Below are 25374 nucleotides of genomic sequence, written 5' to 3'. Positions count from 1 at the left end.
CGCAGGGGAGGGCGGACCGGGCGCGAGGTCACTTCGGGCGGGTCACCAGGCGAAGGCCTCCGGCGAGGCACCGGGGCCGGGGAAGACCTCGTCCAGGGCCGAGAGCACCTCCTCGCTCAGCTCCAGCTCCAGCGCCCGCAGCGCGCTCTCCAGCTGCTCGGCGGTGCGCGGGCCGACGATGGGGCCCGTCACCCCGGGCCGGGTCAGCAGCCACGCCAGCGCCGTCTCGCCGGGCTCCAGGCCGTGCTTGTCGAGCAGGTCCTCGTACGCCTGCACCTGCGCCCGTACCGAGCTGTTGGCCAGGGCGTCCGCGGAGCGCCCGGAGGCGCGGCGGCCGCCCTCGACCTCCTTCTTGATGACACCGCCCAGCAGCCCGCCGTGCAGCGGGGACCACGGGATCACGCCGAGCCCGTACTCCTGCGCCGCCGGGATGACCTCCATCTCGGCGCGCCGCTCGGCGAGGTTGTACAGGCACTGCTCGCTGACCAGCCCGACCGAACCGCGCCGGGCGGCCGTCTCGTTGGCCTGGGCGATCTTGTAGCCGGGGAAGTTCGACGACCCGGCGTACAGCACCTTGCCCTGCTGGATCAGCACGTCGACGGCCTGCCAGATCTCCTCGAAGGGGGTCCGGCGGTCGACGTGGTGGAACTGGTACAGGTCGATGTAGTCCGTCTGGAGCCGCTTGAGGCTGGCCTCGACGGCCCGGCGGATGTTCAGCGCCGAGAGCCGGTCGTAGTTGGGCCACGGGTCGCCCTCGCCGGCCATGTTCGCGTACACCTTGGTGGCCAGCACGGTCTTGTCCCGCCGGCCGCCGCCCTGGGCGAACCAGGTGCCGAGGATCTCCTCGGTGCGGCCCTTGTTCTCGCCCCAGCCGTAGACGTTGGCGGTGTCGAAGAAGTTCAGGCCCGCGCCGAGCGCGGCGTCCATGATCGAGTGACTGGTGGGTTCGTCTGTCTGCGGACCGAAGTTCATCGTGCCGAGGACGAGTCGGCTGACCTTGAGTCCGGTGCGTCCGAGCTGTGTGTACTTCATGACGCCCAAGCCAACTGCCTGGAGTCCACTCGAAGCAAGGGCCCGCGCGGGCGGGGAGGCGTCCGGGCCGGACTACTGCCCCACGGCGGCCGCCACGGCCACGACGACGAACATCAGAACGAGTACACCGGCCATCACACGGTTTCGGGTCTTGGGATCCACCCGTCGAGCGTAACGCGGGCCGCGCCGGTTCCCGTACGGGGGTCAGCCGGCCAGGGGCCAGGCCTCGACCACCTCGTAGCGGGGCTGCTCCCCGGGAACACCGGCGGCCGGGAGGTTGCTGCGGACCAGGCTGAGCTCCCCGACCCGCCAGGGCGTCCCCTCGAAGCCCGCCAGGGCCTCGACGTAGGGGCGCAGGTCGACGCCGGTGCGGCTGCGGGCCAGGGTGAGGTGGGGGGTGTAGCGGCGGTGGTGCTCCATCGGCACCCCGGCCCGGCGGGCGGCTGCGTCGGCGCGCTCGGCGAGCATCCGCATGGGGTCGATCCCGCCGGCGGCGCCGGCCCACAGGGCGCGGTCCCCGAAGTGGCCGGAGCCGTGGACGCGCAGGGCGAAGGGCTCGGTGCGGTGGGCGGCGCGGGCCAGGCGGGCGTGCAGGTCCGGCAGGAGCTCGTCCCGTACCTCGCCCATGAAGGCGAGGGTGAAGTGCCAGCCCGCCTCCCCCGTCCAGCGCAGCCGGTCGTCCCGGAGGGGCTCCACCGCCTCGCGGAGCTCCTCGACGGCCTCCTGGGGCGGCATCACCGCGGCGAACAGCCTCATGGGCGCGAGCCTAACCCGCACGGCGGGTCGGGCTCGCGCCCGGCTGCGGGTTACGCCTCCGCGATCGGGATCTGGTGGGAGGCCGGCGCGGTCTTTCCGTTCACCGGGCCGGCGCCCGGGGTGCTGCCGGGCGCGGTGTCCGACGCGGCCCCCGGGGCGGTCCCCGGCTGGGACATCGACGCGAGCAGCTGGCGGGCCAGGCCGAGGCCCGTACCGCCCATGGTCAGCGCCTTCGCGAACATCTCCGACATGCCCTCGGCGCCGTTCAGGAGCACCATGTGCTCCACGTTGCCGAAGGCGCCCGCGCCCGCCTCCACGATCGCCGGCCAGTTCTCGGCGAGCTGCTGGGCGACGACCGCCTCCTGGTTCTCGGCGAGTGCGGCGGCCCGCGCCTTGATCGCGTCGGCCTCGGCGAGGCCCTTGGCCTTCGCCGAAGCCGCGATCGCGAGGCCCTTCGCCTGGGTGGCGGCGGCCTCGGCCTCACCGGTCGCCCGGGTGGCCTTCGCCGCCGCCAGGCCCCGGGCCTCGGTGGCCGCCGCGTCCGCGGTCGCCGCCGTGGTCACGCGCGTGGCCTCGGCCGCGGCCGCCAGCTCGGTCTCCTTGGCCTTCGCCTGCGCCGCCGAGATGCGCGCGTCGCGCTCGGCCTCGGCGCGGGTGCGGGTCTCGTACGCCGCCGCGTCCGCGGGCTTGCGCACGTCCGCCTGGAGCTGCTGCTCGCGCCGGTGCGCTTCGAGCTCGGCGACCCGGGTCTCCTGCACGACGACCTCCTGGCGGGCGGCCGCCTCGGAGAGCGGGCCCGCCTGGCGGGCGGTCGCGGCGGCCTTGTCGCGCTCGGCCTGGTAGCCGGCCTGGAGGATCTCGCTGTCGCGGGTGGCCTCCGCCATCCGCGCGAAGGCGGTCTGCTCGGCCTCGGTGGCCAAACGGTTCGCCTCGGCCTGCGCGATGCGCGCGTCCCGCTGGACGGCGGCCGCGTGCGGCATCGCCAGGTTCTTGATGTAGCCGGTCGGGTCCTCGATCTCGTGGATCTGGAGCGAGTCGACGATGAGGCCGAGCTTCTCCATCTCCGTACCGCAGGCCGCCCGGGTCTGCCCGGTGAGCTTCTCCCGGTCGCGGATCATGTCCTCGACCGTCAACCCGCCCACGATGGACCGCAGATGGCCCGCGAAGACGATGTGCACCCGCTCGGGCATCATCTTCTGCTGGTCCAGGAAGCGGCGCGCCGCGTTCGCGATGGAGACGAGGTCGTCGCCGATCTTGAAGATCACGACGCCCTTCACCCGCAGCGGGATGCCCTGGTGGGTCACGCAGTCCACGTTCAGCTGGGTCTCGTTGAGGTCCAGCGACAGCTTGCGCACCGCCTGGACGCCGGGGACCACGAGGGTTCCGCGCCCGGTGACGATCCGGAACCCCATGCCCTCGCCGATGCCCTCGGTGCGGTGGGTGGAGCCGGAGATGACGAGTGCCTCGTTCGGTTCGGCCACCCGCCACATGAGCTTGAACAGGCCGATCAAAGCCAGGATTGCGGCGAGAACGATTCCCGCCACGACGCCGATAGCCATCGGCAACGCCCCCTTATCGCAGTGCCGTTCGACACTGACGAGGGCGAGTGTGCTCCTGTGGCGGGCCGTTAAGAAGACGCTCGCGCTTTCTTGTCGCCATCTTGATACGAACCACATCCGCGCAGGTCGCGCCGGGGCTCAGTTGTCGTACGCCGCCATCACGTACACCGTGCGCGGAGGCAGGTACTCGACGACCGTCACGACGGTGCCGACCGGCAGCCGGCCCGTCCCGTGCGCCGGATGGGCGAGGAAGTGCTCCGCGCCGCCCCGGATGCGGACGATGACCTCGCCCACGAGCCCGGGGCCCACCGTGCCGGTCACCCGGCCGTCCAGCCCGATCATGCCGTCTTCCCCCATGCGCCGAGGGTACGCCGCCCTGCCCGGGCCGGTGCGGCTTCGCGGCCCCGCTCCGCGCTACGAGTGCCCGAGGTCCGCGGCCGGGAGGTCCGTCGAGGGGACCGAGCCCGAGTCGGCGGCCGGGCGCAGCGGGAACTCGTCCGTGGCCATCGAGTCGAGCACCGGCGGCGCCGGCCGCAGCGGCTTCGGCATGACCGCGGCCTCCGAGTGGCCGCCGCAGCCGTACGAGAGGGAGACGAGGTGTCCGTCGGCCGGGCCGAACTCGTTGGCGCAGACGCCGAAGGCCTGGCCGAGGGAGCCGCCGATGGCGACGAGGAACCCGCAGGAGACGCAGGAGGCGGGGGCCGCCTGCGCCATCGGGGTCTTGGCGCCGAAGGACTCGTCCCAGCGGTCGGCCGCGCTGTGCAGCCCGTACCGGGACAGGACCCGGGCGCGGCGCATGCCGAGCTCCTCCGCGACGGAGGTGATGGAGCCCCGTACGGGGACCACGGCGCGGTCGGTGACGTCGGCGTCCTCGGCCTCGACCAGTTCGGCCATCTCGGTGGAGACGACCGAGTTCGGCGGCGGCGCGTCCTCGCCGGACCAGCCCGGCTCCAGCCGCAGGTCCTCGGCGTCGGTGGGCAGCAGGTCGCCGGGGCCCATGTCGCCCGGGCGCAGCCGCTCGCTCCACGGCACCCATTCGGGGGCGAGGAGCGCGTCGTCGCCGGGGAGCAGCACCGTTTCGTCGAGGGTGACGTTCTTGGCGCGGGAGGCCCGCGTGACGGTGACGGCCCAGCGCCAGCCACGGTAGCCGGGGTCCTTGCACTCGAAGAAGTGCGTGACGACCCGGTCGCCCTCCGCGACGGCCGAGACGTGTTCGCCCACCACGGAGGGAGCGGCGGCTTCCTCGGCCGCCGTGCGGGCGAGGTCTACCGCCTCGGCGCACAGGCGGTCGGGGGTACGGCTTCGCGTCGTCGCAGCACTCACAGGTCTCGTTCTCTCCTACGCCGTCTCACGAGTGCGCCGTCCGTACTGTCGTCCTGAACGACCCGTCGGTCCTGTCCGTACGTGGCGCGGGCGGAGCGGACCAGAGGGCCGCGTCGACGTCCGCACCCGATCGGCCTCGGGCGCACCTACCTGCAATCCATTCTGCGGGATCGCGAAGAGGCGCGCGGCCGAGAGCAACCGCCGGTGGCGCGCTACGCACGCTACCTCCTCCGAAGCCCCGGGCCCACATGCAAGGTCCGATTCGCGGACGAGAGCGCGCGGCGACACCCCTCCTACGACCCCCCGACGCCGGCCCGACGGCGATCCGACGGGCGCCCGTAACGCGCCGGGGCGGGACCGGGAGGGGTCCGTGGGGCACTATGGCGGGTGTGGCACCCGTACGGTCGTCCCCCGACGGCTCGGGACCGGCCGGTCGGGCCGGCCGGGCCGTCGGGCGTGCCCTGCGGCGGCCGTTCACCGTCACGGCGCGCGGGATCCGGCGGGCCACGCACGCGCACGGGGCCGGCGAATCGGGTCTCGGCAGGCTGATCGAGCTCCACGCCATCAACGGCGCCGGCGATGTGATGATCACAGTGGCGCTGGCCTCGACGGTGTTCTTCTCGGTACCCACGGACGAGGCACGCGGCCGCGTCGCGCTGTACCTGGCGATCACGATGGCCCCCTTCACCCTGCTGGCCCCGGTGATCGGTCCGGCGCTGGACCGGCTGCCGCACGGACGGCGGGCCGCGATGGCCGTCGCGATGCTCTCGCGGGCGCTGCTCGCGGTGATGATGTCGGGCGCGGTGGCCACGGGCGGGCTGGAGCTCTATCCGGCGGCGCTGGGCGTGCTGGTGGCGTCCAAGGCGTACGGGGTGGTGCGCAGCGCGGTGGTGCCGCGGCTGCTCCCGCCGAAGTTCTCACTCGTCAAGGCGAACTCCCGGGTCACCCTGGCGGGCCTGCTCGCCACCGGCGCGGCGGCGCCCGTCGCGGCCGGGCTGCACGCCATCGGGCCGCCGTGGCCGCTGTACGGGGCCTGCGCCATCTTCGTGTGGGGCACGTTCGCGGCGCTGTCGCTGCCGCCGAAAGTGGACGAGGCCAAGGGCGAGCGGCGGGCCCGGCTCTCCACGCACGAGCCGCATTCGCGCAAGCCGGGCCTGCGCACGGTGAGCCCGTCGGTGCTGTGCGGCCTGCTGGCGAACGCCTCGATGCGGGCGCTCTCCGGGTTCCTGATCTTCTTCCTGGCGTTCCTGCTGCGCGAGCACCCGCTCGCCGGGCAGAGCGCGGCCGTCTCGCTGGGCATCGTGGGGGTCGCGGCGGGCGTGGGCAACGCCTGCGGGACGGCGGTGGGCGCGTGGCTGCGGGCGCGGGCCCCGGAGACCATCATCGCGTCGGTGCTGTCGGTGACCCTCGGGGTCGCGATCCTGGCGGCGGTGTTCTTCAGCGGGCTGTTCATGGCCGTACTGGCGGCCACGGCGGGCTTCTGCCAGGCGCTGGCGAAGCTGTCGCTGGACGCGATGATCCAGCGGGACGTGCCGGAGGCCGTGCGGAACTCCGCGTTCGCCCGTTCGGAGACGCTGCTCCAGATGGCGTGGGTGCTGGGCGGCGCGATCGGGATCGCGCTGCCGCTGAACGGGGTGCTCGGCATGGCCGGGGCCGCGGTGATCGTCGCGGCGGGCACCACTATGGCCGTACGCGGCCGCCTCTGCGCCCCGCGCCACCACCATCCGGGTTCTCCCCACCCCCGGGTGGCCTAGGCCGTGTCTTTCGGATCAGGGCGGGCCCGGGGATGCCCGTCCCCGCGGCCCCGGCCCGCCGAACACCCCCTGAGCGGGGCAAATCGACCCCGTCCGGCGGCCCGCGCGCCGCGCGGCAGGCCACGGACACCCCCGTGCGGCGGCAGAGCGGGGTGGCCCGATAGCCTTCGGCTCATGACCGCACCGCTTTTCTCGGGTAGGGGCCGCCGCAGCGTCGCGGCCCTCGGAGCCGTGTCCGCCGGCCTCCTCCTCCTCTCCGCCTGCGACAAGCCGACGCCGCTGGCGACCGTGACGGTCGGCACGTCGTCGGTGTCCACCGAGGCCGTCTGCTCCGACTCCAAGGAGCTCTCCATGGACAAGGTCCAGGAGTGCCTCACCGACATGAAGGACGCCAAGACCGTCGACTACGGCCGCGGGGACACCCTGCGTCTCGGCGTCGAGCCGGAAGTCGTCGAGGACGGCAAGCGGTGGCAGGCGGTCCTGGACGGCCAGCCGATCACCGAGCCCTCCGCCAACACCTACCGCAGCTTCCCGGGCGCCGACATCTTCGCCACCGGCGGCCAGGGCGAGGCCCCGTCCTCCAAGAAGCTGAACATCGTCCAGGTCGGCGAGGACGGCAAGCCCCTCGCCGTCTGGGCCTACAACGTCAAGCTCAAGTAACCCCGTACCGACGGTGCGCGCGCTCATCGTGACCGCGGTGGCGGCGGAGGCAGACTCCGTCGTCAGTGGCCTGACCGGGTCCACCCCTCATCAGGACCCGGTCACGCCGGAGCCGCGCGTCCTTCCCGGCCGGTACCTCCTCTCCCGGCGCGATCTGCCCGGTCTCGCCGCCGAAGTGCTCGTCGGCGGGGTGGGGCCGGCCGCCGCCGCGGCCGCCACGGCCACCGCGCTCGCGCTGTCCGAGTACTCCCTCGTCGTCTCCGCCGGCATCGGCGGCGGGTTCGCGCCCGCCGCCCCGGTCGGCTCCCTCGTGGTCGCCGACGCCCTCGTCGCCGCCGATCTGGGCGCCGAGACCGCCGACGGCTTCCTCGACGTACAGGAGCTGGGCTTCGGGCACAGCGTGCACCTCCCGCCCGCCGAGCTCGCCGCCCGCGCCGCCGAGGCCACCGGGGCGCTGCTGGCGCCCGTGCTGACCGTCTCCACCGTCACCGGCACCGCCGAGGGCGCGGCCCGGCTCTCCGCCCGGCATCCGCTCGCCGGGGCCGAGGCCATGGAGGGCTTCGGGGTCGCGGAGGCCGCCGCGGCGCACGGGCTGCCCGTACTGGAGATCCGCGCCGTGTCCAACGCCGTCGGCCCCCGCGACCGCGACGCCTGGCGGATCGGGGACGCGCTGGCCGCGCTCACCGCCGGATTCCGCGCCCTGGGGCCCGTACTCGTCACCTGGGGAGAACGCCATGAGCACCGCTGACCGGCTCGCCGGAGCATCCGCCGCAGCGCCCGCCCGACCGCTCGCCATCGCCTATTCGCCCTGCCCGAACGACACGTTCGTCTTCGACGCCTGGGCGCACGGCCGGATCCCGGGCGCGCCCGCCCTCGACGTCACCTTCGCGGACATCGACATCACCAACGGCATGGCCGAACGCGGCGAGCTGGACGTGCTGAAGGTGTCGTACGCCGTACTGCCGTGGGTGCTGGAGGAGTACGCGCTGCTGCCCTGCGGCGGGGCGCTCGGGCGCGGCTGCGGGCCCCTCGTCCTGACGCGCGAGCCGGGACTGGACCTGACCGGCAAGACCGTGGCCGTGCCCAGCGAACGCTCCACCGCCTACCTGCTGTTCCGGCTGTGGGCCGCGGACGTGCTGGCGGAGGGCGTCGGCAAGGTCGTCGTCCTGCCGTTCCACGAGATCATGCCGGCCGTCCGCGACGGCCGGGTCGACGCCGGACTGGTCATCCACGAGGCCCGGTTCACGTACCAGGACTACGGGCTGCACCGCCTCGCCGACATGGGCGAGCACTGGGAGTCCACGACCGGTCTGCCGATCCCGCTCGGCGCGATCATCGCCAAGCGCTCGCTGGGCGCCGAGACCCTGCGCGCGCTGGCCGAGTCGGCCCGTGCCTCGGTCCGCATGGCCTGGGACGACCCGGAGGCATCCCGCCCGTACGTGCGCGCCCACGCGCAGGAGCTGGACCCGGCCGTCGCCGACCAGCACATCGGGCTCTACGTCAACGAGTTCACCGCCGACCTGGGCGACGCGGGGTACGCGGCGGTGCGCGGGCTGTTGACGCGGGCCGCGGCGGAGGGTCTGGTACCGGCCATCGCGGCGGACGCGCTGGACTTCCCGTAGTCGTTCTCCGGCTGCGCCGGACGTGCGTACGACGGTGCCCCGGCCCTTTCGAGGGCCGGGGCACCGTCGTGCGTACGGGCTCAGAGCGGACTCAGACGTCGAGCTGGTCGGCCACCGCGCGCAGCAGGCCGGCGATCTTCGTGCCGTGCACCTTGTCGGGGTAGCGGCCGCGCTCCAGCATCGGAGTGATGTTCTCCAGCAGGGTCGTGAGGTCCTGCACGATCGAGGCCAGCTCGTCCGGCTTGCGGCGCTGAGCGGCCGCGACCGAGGGCGCCGGGTCCAGCACCGTCACGGAAAGCGCCTGGTCACCGCGCTGTCCGGCGACGACGCCGAACTCGACGCGCTGGCCGGGCTTGAGGGCGTCGACCCCGGCCGGGAGCACCGACGAGTGGACGAAGACGTCTCCGCCGTCGTCGCGGGAGAGAAAGCCGAAGCCCTTCTCACTGTTGAACCACTTGACCTTGCCGGTAGGCACGTCCGTCCTCTGTCCTTGTGCTCGTCGGGGTCCGGGACGCCGCGCGGCGGGTCCGGACAACAGCGCAGCGGGTCATGGTGACCCGCCGTATCCAGGCTAGTGGGCGTTTCACAGGAGACAAGACGTTCCCCGGTCCTTCGCCGGCTCTTCCCATCCGGCTGCGCCGTCGGCTGCTTCGGCCAGGGAACTACCCTGGTGAGGTGACTGTTACTCCTCACCCCGACGAAGCGCGGCCGGGCGACGGCCTGGTGCGCGCCGGTGGCATCGTGTTCATCGTGGGCGCCGTGGCGACCCTCGCGACGATGGCCCCGCTGTTCCTGGACACCGACCCGTTCCCCTCGTACGCCTGGGCGGTGTGCATGCTGATGGGCGTCGGCTTCCTGATCTCCGCGGCGGGCGTGCTGCGCTCGGCGGCGGCCCAGCGCCGGGCCGCCCGCGCCTCCCAGGCCTGACTCCCCGTCGGGTCAGGCCGCCTGCGCGCGAACGTACTCCGCGAGCCACCCCGGCAGCGCGGTGAGGTCCGGCAGCACCACGTCGGCGCCCGCCTCCCGCAGTTCCGGCTCGGGGCACGGGCCGGTGGGCACCGCCACCGACAGCGCGCCGGCCGTACGGGCCCCGCGCACGTCGCCGACGTGGTCGCCGACGTAGACCTGGGCGCCGTACTCGCGCAGGGCGCCCGCCTTGGCCTCGGCCCACAGCCAGCCGATCACCGCGTCCGGCTCGATGCCGAGGTGGGCGAGGTGCAGCCGGGCGTTGGGCTCGTGCTTGGCCGTGACGACGATCGCGCGCCCGCCGAGCGCCTGGACGGCCTCGATCGCCTCGCGGGCGCCGGGCATCGCCGGGGTCGGCTCGATGGCGTGAGTGGGATAGATCTCCCGGTAGCGGTCGGCCATGGCCGGGATCTCCGCCTCCGGGAACCAGTACGCGAGCTCCTCGTCGAGCGGCGGACCGAGCCGCGTGACCGCCTCGTCGGCGTCGATGAACGTACCCGTCTCGGCGGAAAGCGCCAGGTAGGCGGCCTTGATGCCCGGGCGCGAATCGATGAGGGTCATGTCGAGGTCGAAGCCGACCGTCAGCTGGGCGGGCACGGCGGGCACGGCGGGGGTCTCGGAGCTCATGCCTCCATTGTGCCGAGCCGGTACGCACGGGCGGGAACGCGGACGTAGCCTCGCCTTACCGGACGGTGAAATGTGGTGACATGTCAGCGCCCGTCCCCGGGGTCCCCGTCCCGCGCGCGGCCCCGTCACGTGCGCCCTGACGGCCCGTCGCACCGCGCGTGACGGGCTCGCCGCCGATCGTCCCGTCGTCCCCGTGGAGCCCGGCGGCCTGACGCCGGCCGGCCTCAGCGGCGGCGCGAGCGCCAGGCCAGGTAGAGGGCCGAGGCCACGGCCGCGCCGCGGGCCAGCCAGGGCCACATGCCCTGGAAGACCCCGCCCAGCCCCTCGTCCGTCAGCGGCGCGCCCCAGCGCCCCTCCAGGCGGCCCCACAGCCACACCACCGCGCCCGCGAAGACGGCCCCCGGCAGCCCGAACACGACCGCCTTGCGCTCGGCCGGCCCCAGCACCCGCGAGGCGTACGCGAGCAGCCAGCCGCCGATCAGCAGGAGCCAGGAGCCGGTGACGGCGCCCGCCACGAGCACGGCCGCGGCCAGCAGCAGGAAGGCGTACGGCTTCGGGCGCGGGACGGCGGCGGGCGCGGCCCCCGCACCGGGCGCGGCCGCCTCCTTGGCCTGCGCCTTGGCCTGCCGGCGCTGCTTGAGGAACCGCAGGAGGCCCCGTACGGCCGACTCGTCCCCGGCGGCTGCGGCGGGCGCGCCGGCCGGCCCCGCCGGGGACCCGGGCTTCTCCTCCTCCGGGTGCGTGAACAGCTCCGGGATCTCGATGCCGCCCGCGAAGCCCTCCACCTGCGGCCCGGCCCCGTACGGGCCCGGCGCGACGCGCCACCAGTCGGGCTCCGCCCCACCGTCCGCGCCGAGTTCGTCGAGCCCCGCCAGGTGCGGCGGCGCGGGCGCGGTGTCCGCCGGACGCGGCTCCGGCACGGACTTGCGCAGCAGCCTGCCGGGGCCCCGCTGGGTCGGCACCGCCGGGGCCGGATCGGGGGTGGCGGCCCGCGTCTCGGTGGCCGGCGACGCGCCGACGCCGTCGAGGACCTCCTCGGGCGTGCCGATCCGCTCCAGGATGCGCCGTACGGCCGCCGGGGTCTCCGGCTCGTACTTGGCGCGCCGCAGGTCGATCTCGTCCCTCAACCGCGCCACCAGCCGCATCCGGTCCCCGGAGGACAGCTGCCGCCGCTGCGCCAAGTCCCCGACCCGGCTCAGATATTCGTAGACCAGATGGTCGCTCTCGATCCCCATGCCCGGCTCCTCCCGTACCACCCACGGGAAAGGTAGCGCGTGCGCCCGTGGAGCTGCCGAGGGCTCAGCGGATACCGTTGGCCGGATGGGGACCGGCCGACGCGACCATGGAGGCGACCGTGCCTGAGCTGCCCGAGCCCAGCAGTGCTGCGGGAAGCGCCACAGCGAGCAGCGCCCCGCGCTCCCTCGCCGAGGCGCTGCGCGCCCGCGACGACGCGTCGCTCGCCACCCTGCTGCACGCGCGCCCGGACCTGCTCGGCCCGGTGCCGGGTGACATCACGCAGCTGGCCACCCGGGCCGGCACCCGGGCCTCGGTGGTCCGCGCGCTGGACCGGCTCGACCGGTTCGCGCTCCAGACGGCGGAGGCCCTCGCGGTGGCCCCGGACCCGTGCCCGTACCCGGTACTGGAATCGCTGCTGGCCGGCGAGCACGGCGGCGGATCCGGCTCCCGCGAGGACAACGGCGCCCGCGCCGAACTCCCGCGCGCCCTGGCCACCCTGCGCGACCAGGCCCTGGTGTGGGGCGACGACGAGCGGCTGCGGCTGGTCCGCACCGCCCGCGAGCTGCTGGCGCCGGCCGCCGGCCGGCCCTCCCCGACCGGGCTGGGGCCCACCGTCGCCGAGGCCACGTCCGGGATGTCGCCGACCCGGATCCAGGAGATCGTGGCGGCGGCGGGGCTGCCCGCCACCCACGACCCGGTGTCCGCCGTGGCGGCGCTGAGCGGCCTGTTCACCGACCCGGAGCGGATGTCGGCGCTGCTGGACGAGGCCCCGGCCGAGGCCCACCAGGTGCTGGGCCGGCTGGTGTGGGGGCCTCCGTACGGGGAGGTCACGCCGAACCCGACCCCGCCGGTGCGCTGGCTGCGCGACCGCGGGCTGCTGCTGCCGGCCTCGGCGCGGACCGTCGTACTGCCCCGCGAGGTGGCACTGCACCTGCGCGGCGGGCTGGCGCACCGGGAGACGGAGCCGCTGGCCCCGGCGGTGCCCGCGGCTCACGAGCACCGTCCACAGCTTGTGGACGCCAACGCGGCGGGGCAGGCGCTGGCCGCGCTGGCCACCGTCGAGGAGCTGGTGAAGTCCTGGGAGCACGCCGGGCCGCCGGTGCTGCGGGCCGGCGGGCTGTCCGTACGGGACCTGAAGCGCACCGCGGTCACGCTGGACGTCTCCGAGCCGGTGGCCGCGTTCTGGATCGAACTCGCCTACGCGGCCGGGCTGCTGGCCAGCGACGGGGAGGCCGACGAGCGGTACGCGCCCACCCCCGCCTTCGACGACTGGGTGGAACTCCCGCCCGCCGAGCGGTGGTCGGCCCTCGCCAGGGCCTGGCTGCCGGCCACCCGGACCTGCGGCCTGGTCGGCGAACAGGACGCCAAGGGCCGCACCCTGTCCGCGCTGGGCCCCGACCTCGACCGCTCCGCCGCCCCGGAGGTGCGCCGCCGCGTCCTCGAACTCCTCGCCGCGCTGCCCGAGGGCGGCTCCGCCGACCCGGAGGCCCTGCTCGCCCGGCTGGACTGGGAGCGGCCCGTACGGGGGGCGAGCCCGCTGCGCGCCCGCCTCGCGCGGTGGGCGCTGACCGAGGCCGAGGTGCTCGGCGTGACCGGCCGCGGCGCGCTCGCGGCCCACGGCCGCGCGCTGCTGGAGCACCGCGACCCGGCGCCGCTGCTGGCGCCGCTGTTCCCCGAGCCGGTGGACCACGTACTGCTCCAGGCCGACCTGACGGCGGTCGCCCCGGGGCCGCTGCGCCGGGGGGTCGGCGAGGTGCTGGCCGTCCTCGCGGACGTGGAGTCCAAGGGCGGGGCGACGGTGTACCGCTTCACGCCCGGTTCCGTACGGCGGGCGCTGGACTCCGGGCGGACCGCCTCCGACCTGCACGCCTTCCTCGCCGAGCACAGCATCACCCCGGTTCCGCAGCCGCTGGCCTACCTGATCGACGACGTGGCGCGGCGGCACGGGCACCTGCGGGTGGGCGCGGCCTCCTCGTACGTGCGCTGCGACGACGACGGCATGCTGAACGAGATCATGGCCGACCGGCGCTCCGCCGGGCTGGGGCTGCGGCGCCTGGCCCCCACGGTGCTGGCGGCGCAGGCCGAACCGGGCGCGCTGCTCGACGGGTTGCGTTCGATGGGGTACGCCCCGGCGGCGGAGTCGCCGACCGGCGACGTGGTGGTGACGCGGGCCGACGCCCACCGGACCCCGGCGCGTTCGGCGCCGGTCCCGGTGCCGGACGGCCCGCCGGTACCGGACACGACGCTGCTGGCGGCGGCCGTACGGGCGATCCGCGCGGGCGACCTGGCGGCTACGGCGGTGCGCAAGGAGCCGGCGGCGGCATCGGCGTCCGTCGTGCCGGGCGAACTCCCGCGTACGAGCCCGGCGGAGACCCTCGCCACGGTGCAGGCGGCCGCGCTGACCGGGTCGGCGGTGTGGATCGGGTACGTGAACGCGGACGGCGCGGCGAGCCAGCGGGTCATCGCCCCGGTCCGGGTGGAGGGCGGCTTCGTCACCGGGTACGACCACACGGCGGACGAGGTGCGGACGTACGCGCTGCACCGGATCACGGGGGTCGCCGAGCTGGCGGAGGAGCACCTGTAAAAAGGACTGGCGGTCCGGGGCGCGGGCCGAGCACCCTTGCCGCATGCAAGAAGCACGGACCGACCGGCCCGACCTGACCGACCGGCCCGACCGGCGGATCAGGGCGGCGCACACCGAGACCACGGTGACCGTCTACCAGGCGTACGCACCCGCGCTCGGCCTGCCCGCGGCCCGCGACGGCCGGTTCCCGGCCGCCTGGAAGCGGGAGCGGATGACGTGGATCAAGCCGTCGTTCCTGTGGATGATGTACCGCTGCGGCTGGGCCACCAAGGCCGACCAGGAGACGGTCCTGGCCGTCGAGATCACCCGCGAGGGCTTCGACCACGCGCTGCGCCGCGCCTGCCTGTCCCACTACGAACGCGGCACCCACGCCGACCACGAGGCGTGGCAGCGGTCCCTGCGCGACTCCCCCGCCCGCGTCCAGTGGGACCCGGAGCGCGACCTGCACCTGAACCCGCTGGGCCACCGCTCGCTGCAGCTGGGCCTGTCCGGTGCCGCCTCGCGCGCGTACGCCGACGAGTGGACGGTCTCCATCCGCGACGTGACCGCGATGGCCCGGGAGATCCACGGCCTGGTCCGCTCGGGGGACGAGGCCGCGGCGCGGGCGCTGCTGCCGGTGGAGACCCCGTATCCGGCGCCCCCGCTGGGGCACTTGGGCGCGTAGCGGATCAGCACCGCCGAAGCGGAATCCGAACCGTCGTTTCCCCAGTTCAGAAGGGGTGTGAGGATCTCCGGTTCCTGTTGCAGAGCGGTGACAGACGGACGATGGATTGGTGATCCACGATGTGTGAAGATCAGTTCATCGCAGCAAGCGGCCGAGGAAGTAGGAACCGGCGCCGGAGCGAAAACCCGCACCACCCGCCGTCGGCGCTCTGCCGCGGCACCTCGCACGTCCTCTTCCGTCTGCCCTGCCGGCCGCCACCGCTCTGCGCTGCTCGCCTGCCTTCGTGATTCCTTGGGGGGAGTCCACCATGTCCGCTCGCACCGCCGCCCGCCGCACCACCCTCCGCTCCGCGGCCGCCACCGCCGTCGTCGCCGTCGTCGCCGGTACGGCCCTGATGCCACTGTCGGCGTACGCCGCTCCGGCCGCCGAGAACCTGCACGCGCTGAAGATCACGATGGGCGCCCCGGCGCCGAGCGGCCCGCTGACCCGCGGCGGCGCGGCGGAGACCTTCGAACTGACGGTCACCAACCCCGCGGACAAGGCGAGCTCCTTCCACCCGTGGATCCTGCTGGAGGACGCCGGTGCGAGCCCGCTCCGGCAGAGCGACGTCAGCTTCAAGGTCGAGGGCGTGACCGCGCCGGCGACCGAGTCCTTCATCGGGCACCAGGACGGCGAGTGGCAGGGCATGTTCCACCCGGCGGGCAAGCCGGGCGGAGAGGGCTTCGAGATCCCGGCGGGCGCCAAGCTCACCTGGAAGGTCACGATCGGCCTCGGCAAGAGCTACCCGACCACCAACGGCGACTTCAAGCTGACGGCCACGAGCTACACGGGCGAGGCGGCGGACGACGGCTCCGCCACCATGACCTTCAAGACGGACCCCTCGGTCAAGAAGGGCAAGCTGGAGACCGCGTTCAAGAACGTCGGAGACTGCAAGGGCGTCCCGGCGCTCCAGTGCCGGGAGATGGACCTGACGTACCGGCTCACCGGCGACGGCTCGTTCGACGACGCCCTCTACACCTCGCTGGACCTGAACTTCGGCTCCCAGGTCAAGGTGCCCAACCTCCAGGTGTGGGCTCAGGTCAACGGCAAGTGGGAGGGTCTGAGCACCGACGACCCGTACCACTTCATGCTGCCGACGATCCCGAAGGGCTTCAGCGCCGCTTCCGGCGAGCGCGTCCTGCGCCTGCGGACCTCGTTCGGCCCGAACACGGACTACAAGAAGGCCACCGACGTCACCCTGCACGCGGGCGTCCGCCTCGCCGAGGACAACAGCACCGAGTTCTCCGGCGACGACACGAAGTTCCAGCTCGCCCCGGCCACCGCGACCACGTCGCCCTCGCCGACCCCGAGCAAGTCCGCCACGACCCAGCCCTCCGCGTCCGCCTCCCCGTCGCCCTCGTCCTCCACCACGGCGGCCGTCGCTGCGAACACCAACACCACGGCCACCGGCTCCACGGGCTCCCTGGCCCACACCGGCGCCGACTCGAACACCGGCCTGTACTCCGGCCTGGCCGCCGTCCTCGTCGCCCTCGGCGGGGCCGCCGCCTGGCTCGGCGCCCGCCGCCGCCGCGCGACGCGCGCCTGATCACCCGCACCACGCAAGGGGCCCGGCACACCACGCGCCGGGCCCCTTCGCCATGCCCACCGAGCCTCGTGCGGTGACGCGCGGCCCCCACACCGGGCCCCGGATGCGGCAGACTGGAGGTTTGGCCGTCCGCGTTCGGGCGGCCACCCCACGCAGGAAAGGGACGTTTGTGAACGGGCCTCTCATCGTCCAGAGCGACAAGACACTGCTTCTCGAGGTCGACCACGAGCTCGCCGGGGCCGCGCGTCGGGCCATCGCCCCCTTCGCCGAGCTGGAGCGGGCCCCCGAGCACATCCACACCTACCGGATCACCCCGCTCGGCCTGTGGAACGCGCGGGCCGCCGGGCACGACGCCGAGCAGGTCGTCGACGCGCTCGTCGAGTTCTCCCGCTACCCCGTCCCGCACGCGCTGCTCGTCGACGTCGCCGAGACCATGGCGCGCTACGGCCGCCTCACCCTCTCCAAGCACCCCGTGCACGGGCTGGTCCTGACCAGCACCGACCGGCCGGTGCTGGAAGAGATCCTGCGTTCGAAGAAGGTCGCCCCGCTGGTTGGGGACCGGATCGACCCCGACACGGTCGCCGTGCACCCCTCCGAGCGCGGGCAGATCAAGCAGACCCTGCTGAAGCTGGGCTGGCCTGCCGAGGACCTCGCCGGGTACGTCGACGGCGAGGCGCACGCGATCGAGCTCGAAGAGGACGGCTGGGCGCTGCGCCCCTACCAGCAGCAGGCCGTCGAGGGCTTCTGGCACGGCGGCTCGGGCGTGGTCGTGCTGCCCTGCGGCGCCGGAAAGACGCTGGTCGGGGCCGGTGCGATGGCGAAGGCCAAGGCGACCACGCTGATCCTGGTCACGAACACCGTCTCGGCCCGCCAGTGGAAGCACGAGCTGGTCAAGCGGACCTCGCTGACGGAGGAGGAGATCGGCGAGTACTCCGGTACCCGCAAGGAGATCCGGCCGGTCACCATCGCCACGTACCAGGTCCTGACGACGAAGCGGAAGGGCGTCTACCCGCACCTGGAGCTCTTCGACTCCCGGGACTGGGGCCTGATCCTCTACGACGAGGTGCACCTGCTGCCGGCGCCGGTGTTCAAGTTCACCGCCGACCTCCAGGCCCGCCGCCGGCTCGGCCTGACCGCGACGCTGGTCCGCGAGGACGGCCGCGAGTCGGACGTGTTCTCGCTGATCGGCCCGAAGCGGTTCGACGCGCCGTGGAAGGAGATCGAGGCGCAGGGCTACATCGCGCCGGCGGACTGCGTCGAGGTGCGGGTCAACCTGACCGAGAGCGAGCGGCTGGCGTACGCGACCGCCGAGACGGAGGAGAAGTACCGCTTCTGCGCGACGACGGCGACGAAGCGGAAGGTGACGGAGGCGCTCGTCGCCAAGCACAAGGGCGAGCAGACGCTGGTCATCGGGCAGTACATCGACCAGCTGGACGAGCTCGGCGAGCACCTGGACGCCCCCGTGATCAAGGGCGAGACCTCCAACGCGCAGCGCGAGAAGCTCTTCGACGCCTTCCGCGAGGGCGAGATCAGCGTGCTGGTGGTGTCGAAGGTCGCGAACTTCTCGATCGACCTGCCCGAGGCCACGGTCGCGATCCAGGTGTCGGGTACGTTCGGCTCCCGCCAGGAGGAGGCCCAGCGCCTCGGCCGCGTGCTGCGCCCGAAGGCGGACGGCCACGAGGCGCGGTTCTACTCGGTCGTCGCGCGCGACACGATCGACCAGGACTTCGCGGCCCACCGCCAGCGCTTCCTGGCCGAACAGGGCTACGCCTACCGGATCATGGACGCCGACGACATCCTGACGAGCGACTGAGCGACTGAGCGACTGAGCGGCTCGCCGCCCGGTCGCTACGCCGAGGAGGACGCACGTCCGGCAGGCCGGCTCACCTCACAGGTCCTGGCCGAGTACGTGGTGTCGCGCGGCCGTCTGCTGCTCGTGGTGCTGAGGATCTTCGACGACGCGGACATCCTGCTGCCCGAGGGGTGACCTGCGGACGGGGAGGGGGACCGGGACCAGGTCCGGCAGGTCCGGCGGGGGCTTCGGCCGCCGGCGGGCCGCCGCCCGGGCCAGGAGGGCGAGCAGCGGGACCGACCAGACCCACAGGTGCGGCCAGTCCGGCAGCAGGGCCCGGCCGGAGGCGGGCAGGTGCCGGGCCCAGAACTCGGCGGAGGCCTGCGGGAGGACCAGCAGCCCGAGCAGGGCGGTACCGGCGAAGGCGCCGAGCGCCGTCAGCGCGGCCCGGATCCGGCCGGTCAGCAGCAGGTACGGGATGAGCAGCGCCGGGGTCAGGGTGATCCCGGCGGCGGTGCCCAGCGCGAAGCCCTGGCCGAGGGCTGCGCGGGGCCGGCGCAGGTCCCACAGGACCAGGCAGGCCAGCGCCAGGTTGATCTGCGCGGCGAGCAGGCTCTGGAACAGCGGCTCCACCCACAGCCCGGCGATGGTGGCGGCCAGCACGGGCCCGGGCCGGGCCCGCAGTCCCGCGAGGCGGCAGGACATCAGGATCAGCAGCGTGAGCAGGCCCGCGTTCCCGAGTGCGAAAACGGCCTTCAGCACGCCGGAGGGCAGCCAGGCGGCCGGGGTGAACAGGATCGCCGCGAACGGCGGGTACGCGGCGGGGGGCTGCCACTCGGCGGCGCTGAGCCCGGCGGCGAGGCCGTCGGCGATGGGGATCCGCACCACGATGCAGAGCACGCCGAGCACGAGGAGCGGGCCCGCGACCAGCACGCCGACCAAGGGCGACGTCGGGGGGCTGGAAGGAAGGCTCCGGGTCACGCGCGTGACCCTAGTGGATCACCACGGCCACTCCGCCGCTATCCGGCCACGCGGAGCGTGGACGCAGGCCAGCGGCTCGGCGGTCAGCCGGCGGGTCAGCGGCGTATGACGCCGGCGTCCTCGGCGTACTCGCCCAGCACGACCACGCTGACGGCGGCGGACGCGAAGACCTTCGCGGCGCGCAGGGCATTGCCCACCAGGTGGCGGGGGCGGGAGTCGGAGGTGGCGGTGGCGCCGCTAGGGCGGCCGCCCCGGATCGGGGTCAAGGTTGCGGTGCTCATGTATCCATGGTGCGTTCTCTTCCCGGACATCACATCGGTCTCGGGGTGGAACCGCAGGTCCTCGCGCCTACTCCTCCCGGCCCATGCCGTCCCCTAGTGGCTCTGCCCGGGGTCTGACACCCCCCGGTACGACACCGGATGGCCGCACGGCCGGGGAGGGGTGAATTCCGTTCGCGTCCCGGCCACCCCCTGACTACAATCTCCGCTCTTGCCGCCTCCCGCCGCCGTTTCGGGGAGAGCCGCCCCCCGGTCGGAAACCGGCGGGCTTCGTTCCGTACCGATCAGCAGCTGGAGGCATCCCCGTGTCCGCGCACGCCCCCGAGACCGGCATCGACGACGACAGCGACCACGACTCCGGGGCCGCCCACCCCCTCGCCCGCGAGCAGGCCCACCTCACCGCCTCCCGCGCCGCGCTGCGCGCCATGCGCGAGGACGTCGAGGCCCTCGACATCCGCGACGTCACGGCGAACTGGGTCAACGCGATCGTCCTCCAGGCCCAGATCGACGACCGGATCAAGGCCCTCGCCGACCTCGCGCACACCCCGCTCTTCTTCGGCCGCCTCAACTACCTGCACGCACCCGGCGCCGAGCTCGCCGAAGGGGCCGAGGGCGAGCAGTTCTACATCGGCCGCCGCCACGTCCACGACGCCGACGGCGATCCGATGGTGATCGACTGGCGCGCGCCCGTCTCCCAGCCCTTCTACCGGGCCTCCAAGAAGGACCCGCAGGACATCGCGCTGCGCCGCCGCTTCGGCTACACCGGCGGCGAGCTCACCGCGTACGAGGACGAGCACCTCTCCGACCCCTCGGAGGCGGCCGCCGTCAGCAAGCTGCTCCAGCAGGAGATCGAGCGCCCGCGCGTGGGCCCCATGCGCGACATCGTCGCGACGATCCAGCCCGAGCAGGACGAGATCGTCCGCTCCGGCCTGTCCGGTTCCGTCTGCGTGCAGGGCGGCCCCGGCACCGGGAAGACGGCCGTCGGCCTGCACCGCGTCGCGTACCTGCTGTACGCCCACCGCGAGCGGCTCGCCCGCACCGGCACGCTCGTCATCGGGCCGAACCGTTCCTTCCTGCACTACATCGAGCAGGTCCTCCCGGCGCTGGGCGAGCTGGAGGTCAAGCAGGCCACCGTCGAGGACCTCGTCACCCAGGGCGGTCTGGAGATCCGCGGCGCCGACGCCGCCGCCACGGCCGTCGTCAAGGGCGACGCCCGCATGGCGCAGGTGCTGCGCCGCGCGGTCCGCTCGCACGTCACCGCGCCCACCGAGCCGCTGATGGTGGTGCGCGGTTCGCGCCGGTGGCGGGTGCCGGCGTACGAGCTGGAGGAGATCGTGGCGGAGCTCCAGGCCCGCGACATCCGTTACGGCGCCGCCCGCGACGCGCTGCCGCAGCGGATCGCGCACACCGTGCTCGTACGGATGGAGCAGGCGGGCGAGGCTCCGGACGACCGCGTCCAGGACGCGGTGGCCCGCACCGCCGCCGTGAAGACGGCGGTCAAGGCGATGTGGCCGGCCGTGGACCCGGCGAAGCTGGTGCTGCGCCTGCTGTCGGACGCGCAGTTCCTGGCGGAGCACGCGCAGGGGGTGCTCTCGCAGGAGGAGCAGGAGCTGCTGCTGTGGGCGAAGCCGCCGCGCAGCGTGAAGTCGGCGAAGTGGTCGGCGGCCGACCTGGTCCTGATCGACGAGGCGGCCGACCTCGTGGAGCGTACGCACTCGCTGGGCCATGTCGTCCTCGACGAGGCGCAGGACCTGTCGCCGATGCAGTACCGGGCGGTGGGGCGGCGCTGTACGACCGGCTCGGCGACGGTCCTCGGCGACCTCGCGCAGGGCACGACCCCGTGGGCCACGCGCAGCTGGGACGAGGCGCTGGCGCACCTGGGCAAGGCGGAGGCGGTGCTGGAGGAGCTGACGGCGGGCTTCCGCGTGCCGCGCGAGGTGATCGCGTACGCCTCGCGGCTGCTGCCGTCGATCTCGCCGGGGCTGGCGGCGGTCTCCTCGGTGCGTGAGACGCCGGGCTCGCTGGTCGTCTCGCCGGCGGTGGACGGCGCCGACCTGACCGCCTCGGTGATCGAGGCGTGCCGCGCCTCCCTGGGGCACGAGGGCTCGATCGGCCTGATCGCGGCGGACGCGCGGATCGCGGAGCTGGCCGGGGCGCTGGAGGCGGCCGGGATGGCGTACCTGTCGCCCGGCGAGGAGACAACGGCGGCCTCGCGCCTGACCCTGGTCCCGGCCTCGCTGGCGAAGGGCCTGGAGTACGACTACGTGGTCCTGGACGAGCCGGCGGCGATCGTGTCGGGCGAGCCGGACGAGCGGACCGGGCTGCGCCGGCTCTACGTCTGCCTCACCCGGGCGGTGTCGGGCCTGACGCTGCTCCACGCGGATCCGCTGCCGGCGGCGCTGGCGTCGTAGGGGCTCCGGAGCTGCGCCCCGGCCCCTCACGGGCTCCGGGGCGCAGCCGCGGTGTCAGGACAGGGCGGTGCGCCAGTCTTCGACTGCCGCCGCCGAGACGGGGGCGGACCAGCCGTCGGGGCGGGCCGCGCCGCCGATGTGGAACGCGTCGATCCCGGCCGCGCGGAGCACCGGCAGGTGGGACAGCGCCAGCCCGCCGCCCACCAGGATCTGCGCGGTGTAGCCCGGCTCGCCCCGGCGCGCCGCCTCGGCCAGCAGCACCGGCAGCCCGGCGTCCACGCCGGCCGCCGCCCCCGCCGTCAGGTACGTGTCCGGCGCCGCGGACCGCGGCAGCTCGGCGATCGCCTTGCGCAGCTGGTCCCGGTCCGCGGCCCGGTCGATGGCCCGGTGGAAGGTCCACTTGCAGCCGTCCAGCTCCGCCACGACCGCCTCGATCGCCGCCAGGTCCGGATTGCCGTGCGCGTCCAGGAAGCCGAGGACGAACTCCTCCGCCCCCTCGGCCCGCAGCGCCCTCGCCCGCGCGGCCAGCTGTTCCACGTCCGCGGCGGTGCCGGCCGCGAACCCGTCGGCCGTACGGAGCATCACGCGCAGCGGGATGTCGACCGCCGCCCTGATCGCCGCGAAGGTCTCGCGCGGCGGGGTGAGCCCGTCGGCGGCCATGTCGGTGACCAGTTCGAGGCGGTCCGCCCCACCCGCCTGGGCCGCGACCGCGTCCTCCGCGTCGAGGGCGATCACCTCCAGGACTGCACGGTTGCTCATTGGGCCCCACTCCTCCGGAAAGCTGCTGGTATGGAAAATAGGTCTAGTCCAATATCCAGAGTACGGGCCCCCGCCCACCCTCCACCAGCACAATCACGCCACCCGCACAATGTGCGCATGGACACCGCGCCCGACACCGCCCCGCTCCGCGCCCGCTGGCACGCGACCACCGCCGCGGCCGGCGCAGCCGCCGACCGCGACCCCGACCCGTACGCCGACCGCCTCCTCGCCGCCTGGGCGGAGCCCCAGCGCCGCTACCACACCACCGCGCACCTGGCCGACGTACTCGCGCGCATCGACGAACTCGCCCCGTACGCCGCCGACCCCGCCGCCGTCGAGCTGGCCGCCTGGTTCCACGACGCCGTCTACCGCCCCGACCGCTCCGAGAACGAGGAGCGCAGCGCGGCCCTCGCCGAGCGCGCCCTGCCCGAGCTCGGCATCGGCGCGGCGCGCACCGCCGAGGTCGCCCGCCTGGTGCGGCTGACCGTCACCCACGACCCGGCCCCCGGCGACACCAACGGCGAGGCGCTCTGCGACGCCGACCTGGCGGTGCTCGCGGGCGCGCCCGAGGCGTACGCGGCGTACGCGGCCGCCGTCCGCGCCGAGTACGGCTTCGTCCCCGAGGACGCCTTCCGCGCCGGCCGGGCCGCCGTACTGCGCCAGCTGCTGGGCTTGCCCCGCCTCTTCCGCACCCCGTACGGCGCCGCGCACTGGGAGGCCCCGGCCCGCCGCAACCTCGCCGCCGAGCTGGCCCTTCTGGCCGCCGGGGAATGAGATCGCGTTCGCGGCGGTTCGTGCAGAGCATGCCCTCCGCCATACCGCCGTCCCCCGTCCGCTCGCGCATGCCCGTCGCCGTCTACGTCCTCGGCCTGTCCGTCTTCGCGCTCGGGACGAGCGAGTTCATGCTCTCGGGGCTGCTGCCTCCCATCGCGCGGGACATGGACGTCACGATCCCGCAGGCCGGCCTGCTGATATCGGCCTTCGCGATCGGCATGGTCGTGGGGGCGCCGCTGCTGGCGGTGGCCACCCTGCGGCTCCCGCGCCGCACCACCCTCATCGCCCTCATCAGCCTCTTCGGCCTCGGGCAGGTGGCGGGCGCGCTGGCCCCCTCGTACGAGCTCCTCTTCGCCTCCCGCATCGTCTCCGCGCTCGCCTGCGCGGGCTTCTGGGCGGTCGGCGCGGCCGTCGCCATCGCGATGGTCGACAAGGACCAGCGGGCCCGCGCCATGGCCGTCATGATCGGCGGCCTCTCCATCGCCAACGTCCTCGGCGTCCCGGCCGGCGCCTTCCTCGGTGAGCACCTGGGCTGGCGGTCCGCGTTCTGGTCGGTCGCAGCGGCCTCGGCGGTCGCCCTCGTCGGCATCCTGGCGCTGATCCCGGACATCCCGCGGCCCGCCGTACGGCCCACCCTCTCGCGCGAGCTGCGCATCTACCGCGACCGCCAGGTGTGGCTGTCGATCGGCGTCACGGCGCTGGCCGCGGGCGGGGTCTTCTGCGCCTTCAGCTACCTGTCGCCGCTGCTGACGGAGGTCGCCGGGCTGGACGCGGGCTGGGTGCCGTGGGTGCTCGCGCTGTTCGGCGTCGGCGCGCTCGCCGGCACGACGATCGGCGGGCGGATCGCGGACGCCCACCTGTTCGGCGTCATGCTGTGGGGCATCACGGCGTCGACGGTCTTCCTCGTCGCACTGGCCCTGTTCGCCTCCTCGGCCGTGGCGGCCGTCACCCTGTCGTTCCTGATGGGCCTCTCGGCGTTCGCCACGGCTCCGGCGCTCAACGCCCGCATGTTCAACGTGGCGGGCGCGGCCCCGACCCTGGCCGGAGCCACCACGACGGCCGCGTTCAACTTGGGCAACACGGGCGGCCCCTGGCTCGGCGGCGCGGTGATCGACGCCGGCCGCGGCTTCGCCGCCACCGCCTGGGCGGGCGCCGCGATGACGGTGACGGCCATCGCCCTGGGCGCGATCGCCCTGCGCCTGCACACTCGCACGCCCCAGCCCCCGACCCGGGTGATCGCGTCCTCCGTCCCGGAGGCGGCAACCCCGGCCACCGCGCCGTCGGCCACCCGCTGACCCGGGTCCGGACCCGGGCTCAGGCCTGGACCCGGGCCCGCCGCTACGCCGCCGGGCGCCCCTTCGGACGGCGCAGGCCCGCGGCCGTCAGACGCCGGACCAGTTCCTTGCTGCCGACCTCCACCGCGCCCGCGCCGACCGCGGACGCGTAGCGGTGCGAGGGCACGTCGTAGTGGTCCCGCTCGAACGCCTTCGCCGGGCAGCCGATCGACTCCGCGAAGGCGTGCAGTTCCTCGTACGAGACGTCGCTGACCAGGTGCGACCACATGCGGCCGTGGCCCGGCCAGGTCGGCGGGTCGATGTAGAGCGTCACCGGCGCCTCACCGGCCGGCGCCGAACACGGGGGCGAGGCCGCCGACCGCGGCGACCTTCACGCCGGCCTTGGCGCACACCCAGTGCGGATCGGGTCCCAACTCCGGCTCCACGTCCAGCGCGTGCGGATCGCCGTGCGAGCAGACCGGGCACAGCGGCCAGCGCCCGTACTTCTCCAGCAGCGCGTCCTGTACGTCCTGGGCGACGAGTCCGGCGAGGTAGTCGACCCCCTCCGGCCACTGCTCCACCCACCACCGGCGGTGCGTGACCGAGTCCTCGACGAGGGAGACGACATCGGCGTCCGCGACCTCTCCGGCGGCGAGATCGGCGAGGACGAGGGCGCGAGCGACGTGAAGCGCCTGTTCCAGGGGGGTCGCGTGGTCCATGCGCCCATTGTGAACCCG

25 protein-coding genes are annotated in these 25374 nt (G+C 74.2%); 12 read left to right on the top strand and 13 right to left on the bottom strand.

Annotated features, from left to right (window positions below):
• Positions 1-42 precede the first annotated feature (42 nt).
• The 5 genes from CP980_RS18840 to CP980_RS18820 all read right to left on the bottom strand — a co-directional run bounded on the left by CP980_RS18840 (position 43) and on the right by CP980_RS18820 (position 4670).
• On the bottom strand, positions 43-1032 hold the full coding sequence (locus CP980_RS18840; protein ID WP_150528656.1) for an aldo/keto reductase: 990 nt from the start codon (positions 1030-1032) through the stop codon (positions 43-45).
• A 204-nt stretch (positions 1033-1236) separates the two neighbouring features.
• Positions 1237-1788 carry an RNA 2',3'-cyclic phosphodiesterase gene (gene thpR, locus CP980_RS18835; RefSeq protein ID WP_150528655.1) on the bottom strand — a complete coding sequence of 184 codons (552 nt, stop codon included), beginning with the start codon at positions 1786-1788 and terminating at the stop codon, positions 1237-1239.
• A 50-nt stretch (positions 1789-1838) separates the two neighbouring features.
• Complete coding sequence (locus CP980_RS18830) at positions 1839-3347, bottom strand: flotillin family protein (RefSeq protein WP_229907303.1); 1509 nt, start codon at positions 3345-3347, stop codon at positions 1839-1841.
• A 138-nt stretch (positions 3348-3485) separates the two neighbouring features.
• Positions 3486-3704 carry a hypothetical protein gene (locus tag CP980_RS18825; RefSeq protein WP_078864531.1) on the bottom strand — a complete coding sequence of 73 codons (219 nt, stop codon included), beginning with the start codon at positions 3702-3704 and terminating at the stop codon, positions 3486-3488.
• A gap of 57 nt (positions 3705-3761) precedes the next feature.
• The gene (locus CP980_RS18820) at positions 3762-4670 is read right to left on the bottom strand and encodes a DUF3027 domain-containing protein (RefSeq protein ID WP_099891286.1); all 909 of its coding nucleotides are present in this window, start codon (positions 4668-4670) and stop codon (positions 3762-3764) included.
• Positions 4671-5050: 380 nt separating this feature from the next.
• Between CP980_RS18820 and CP980_RS18810 the strand changes: the two genes are divergently transcribed.
• From CP980_RS18810 to CP980_RS18795, 4 genes are all read left to right on the top strand, one after another.
• Entirely contained in the window at positions 5051-6424 is a 1374-nt protein-coding gene (locus tag CP980_RS18810; RefSeq protein ID WP_150528653.1) for an MFS transporter, read from the top strand.
• 174 nt (positions 6425-6598) lie between these two features.
• Positions 6599-7084, top strand: coding sequence for a DUF2771 domain-containing protein (locus CP980_RS18805; protein WP_132757730.1), 486 nt, complete (start codon positions 6599-6601; stop codon positions 7082-7084).
• Positions 7085-7097: 13 nt separating this feature from the next.
• Positions 7098-7832, top strand: coding sequence for a futalosine hydrolase (locus CP980_RS18800; RefSeq protein WP_150528652.1), 735 nt, complete (start codon positions 7098-7100; stop codon positions 7830-7832).
• Complete coding sequence (locus tag CP980_RS18795; RefSeq protein ID WP_132757734.1) at positions 7819-8706, top strand: 1,4-dihydroxy-6-naphtoate synthase; 888 nt, start codon at positions 7819-7821, stop codon at positions 8704-8706. The genes CP980_RS18800 and CP980_RS18795 overlap by 14 nt, the downstream gene beginning before the upstream one ends.
• Positions 8707-8797: 91 nt before the next feature.
• Here CP980_RS18795 and CP980_RS36385 read toward each other — a convergent pair whose 3' ends face one another.
• Positions 8798-9181, bottom strand: coding sequence for a cold-shock protein (locus tag CP980_RS36385; RefSeq protein WP_030012939.1), 384 nt, complete (start codon positions 9179-9181; stop codon positions 8798-8800).
• 200 nt (positions 9182-9381) lie between these two features.
• Here CP980_RS36385 and CP980_RS18785 point away from each other — a divergent pair, with 200 nt between their 5' ends.
• Complete coding sequence (locus CP980_RS18785; protein WP_048475788.1) at positions 9382-9633, top strand: hypothetical protein; 252 nt, start codon at positions 9382-9384, stop codon at positions 9631-9633.
• Positions 9634-9645: 12 nt separating this feature from the next.
• Here the strand turns inward: CP980_RS18785 and CP980_RS18780 are convergent, their stop codons facing one another.
• Together CP980_RS18780 and CP980_RS18775 are read right to left on the bottom strand one after the other, a co-directional pair.
• Positions 9646-10299, bottom strand: coding sequence for an HAD family hydrolase (locus tag CP980_RS18780; RefSeq protein ID WP_099891275.1), 654 nt, complete (start codon positions 10297-10299; stop codon positions 9646-9648).
• Positions 10300-10523: 224 nt separating this feature from the next.
• Positions 10524-11534, bottom strand: coding sequence for a hypothetical protein (locus CP980_RS18775; RefSeq protein ID WP_132757736.1), 1011 nt, complete (start codon positions 11532-11534; stop codon positions 10524-10526).
• Positions 11535-11641: 107 nt separating this feature from the next.
• On the opposite strand from CP980_RS18775, the gene CP980_RS18770 reads away from it, so the two are divergent.
• The 4 genes from CP980_RS18770 to CP980_RS18755 all read left to right on the top strand — a co-directional run bounded on the left by CP980_RS18770 (position 11642) and on the right by CP980_RS18755 (position 18181).
• A complete protein-coding gene (locus CP980_RS18770; RefSeq protein ID WP_150528651.1) occupies positions 11642-14119 on the top strand; it encodes a helicase-associated domain-containing protein in 2478 nt (825 codons plus the stop codon).
• A gap of 43 nt (positions 14120-14162) precedes the next feature.
• Complete coding sequence (locus tag CP980_RS18765; protein ID WP_150528650.1) at positions 14163-14783, top strand: DUF4291 domain-containing protein; 621 nt, start codon at positions 14163-14165, stop codon at positions 14781-14783.
• 307 nt (positions 14784-15090) lie between these two features.
• Positions 15091-16368 carry an LPXTG cell wall anchor domain-containing protein gene (locus CP980_RS18760; protein WP_150528649.1) on the top strand — a complete coding sequence of 426 codons (1278 nt, stop codon included), beginning with the start codon at positions 15091-15093 and terminating at the stop codon, positions 16366-16368.
• Positions 16369-16537: 169 nt separating this feature from the next.
• The gene (locus CP980_RS18755) at positions 16538-18181 is read left to right on the top strand and encodes a DNA repair helicase XPB (protein WP_150528648.1); all 1644 of its coding nucleotides are present in this window, start codon (positions 16538-16540) and stop codon (positions 18179-18181) included.
• A 75-nt stretch (positions 18182-18256) separates the two neighbouring features.
• On the opposite strand, the gene CP980_RS18750 is transcribed toward CP980_RS18755, so the two are convergent.
• Positions 18257-19141 carry a glycosyltransferase family 87 protein gene (locus CP980_RS18750; RefSeq protein ID WP_150528647.1) on the bottom strand — a complete coding sequence of 295 codons (885 nt, stop codon included), beginning with the start codon at positions 19139-19141 and terminating at the stop codon, positions 18257-18259.
• A gap of 95 nt (positions 19142-19236) precedes the next feature.
• The gene (locus CP980_RS18745) at positions 19237-19422 is read right to left on the bottom strand and encodes a hypothetical protein (RefSeq protein WP_099891262.1); all 186 of its coding nucleotides are present in this window, start codon (positions 19420-19422) and stop codon (positions 19237-19239) included.
• A 422-nt stretch (positions 19423-19844) separates the two neighbouring features.
• Between CP980_RS18745 and CP980_RS18740 the strand changes: the two genes are divergently transcribed.
• Entirely contained in the window at positions 19845-21830 is a 1986-nt protein-coding gene (locus CP980_RS18740) for a HelD family protein (RefSeq protein WP_229907314.1), read from the top strand.
• A gap of 54 nt (positions 21831-21884) precedes the next feature.
• Here the strand turns inward: CP980_RS18740 and CP980_RS18735 are convergent, their stop codons facing one another.
• Positions 21885-22589, bottom strand: coding sequence for a copper homeostasis protein CutC (locus CP980_RS18735; protein WP_132757750.1), 705 nt, complete (start codon positions 22587-22589; stop codon positions 21885-21887).
• Positions 22590-22706: 117 nt separating this feature from the next.
• On the opposite strand from CP980_RS18735, the gene CP980_RS18730 reads away from it, so the two are divergent.
• Positions 22707-23363 carry an HD domain-containing protein gene (locus CP980_RS18730; protein WP_150528646.1) on the top strand — a complete coding sequence of 219 codons (657 nt, stop codon included), beginning with the start codon at positions 22707-22709 and terminating at the stop codon, positions 23361-23363.
• A 68-nt stretch (positions 23364-23431) separates the two neighbouring features.
• Positions 23432-24658 carry a Cmx/CmrA family chloramphenicol efflux MFS transporter gene (locus CP980_RS18725; protein ID WP_150530264.1) on the top strand — a complete coding sequence of 409 codons (1227 nt, stop codon included), beginning with the start codon at positions 23432-23434 and terminating at the stop codon, positions 24656-24658.
• Positions 24659-24701: 43 nt separating this feature from the next.
• On the opposite strand, the gene CP980_RS18720 is transcribed toward CP980_RS18725, so the two are convergent.
• Together CP980_RS18720 and CP980_RS18715 are read right to left on the bottom strand one after the other, a co-directional pair.
• Complete coding sequence (locus tag CP980_RS18720) at positions 24702-24971, bottom strand: DUF4031 domain-containing protein (RefSeq protein WP_099891256.1); 270 nt, start codon at positions 24969-24971, stop codon at positions 24702-24704.
• Positions 24972-24978: 7 nt separating this feature from the next.
• Complete coding sequence (locus CP980_RS18715) at positions 24979-25356, bottom strand: hypothetical protein (protein ID WP_099891255.1); 378 nt, start codon at positions 25354-25356, stop codon at positions 24979-24981.
• Between the last annotated feature and the right edge of the window lie 18 nt (positions 25357-25374).

The sequence above is a fragment of the Streptomyces vinaceus genome (assembly GCF_008704935.1).
Taxonomy (GTDB): domain Bacteria; phylum Actinomycetota; class Actinomycetes; order Streptomycetales; family Streptomycetaceae; genus Streptomyces; species Streptomyces vinaceus.
The sequence above is the reverse complement of the archived record's forward strand: the minus strand, read 5'-3'. Positions and strand labels throughout refer to the sequence as shown.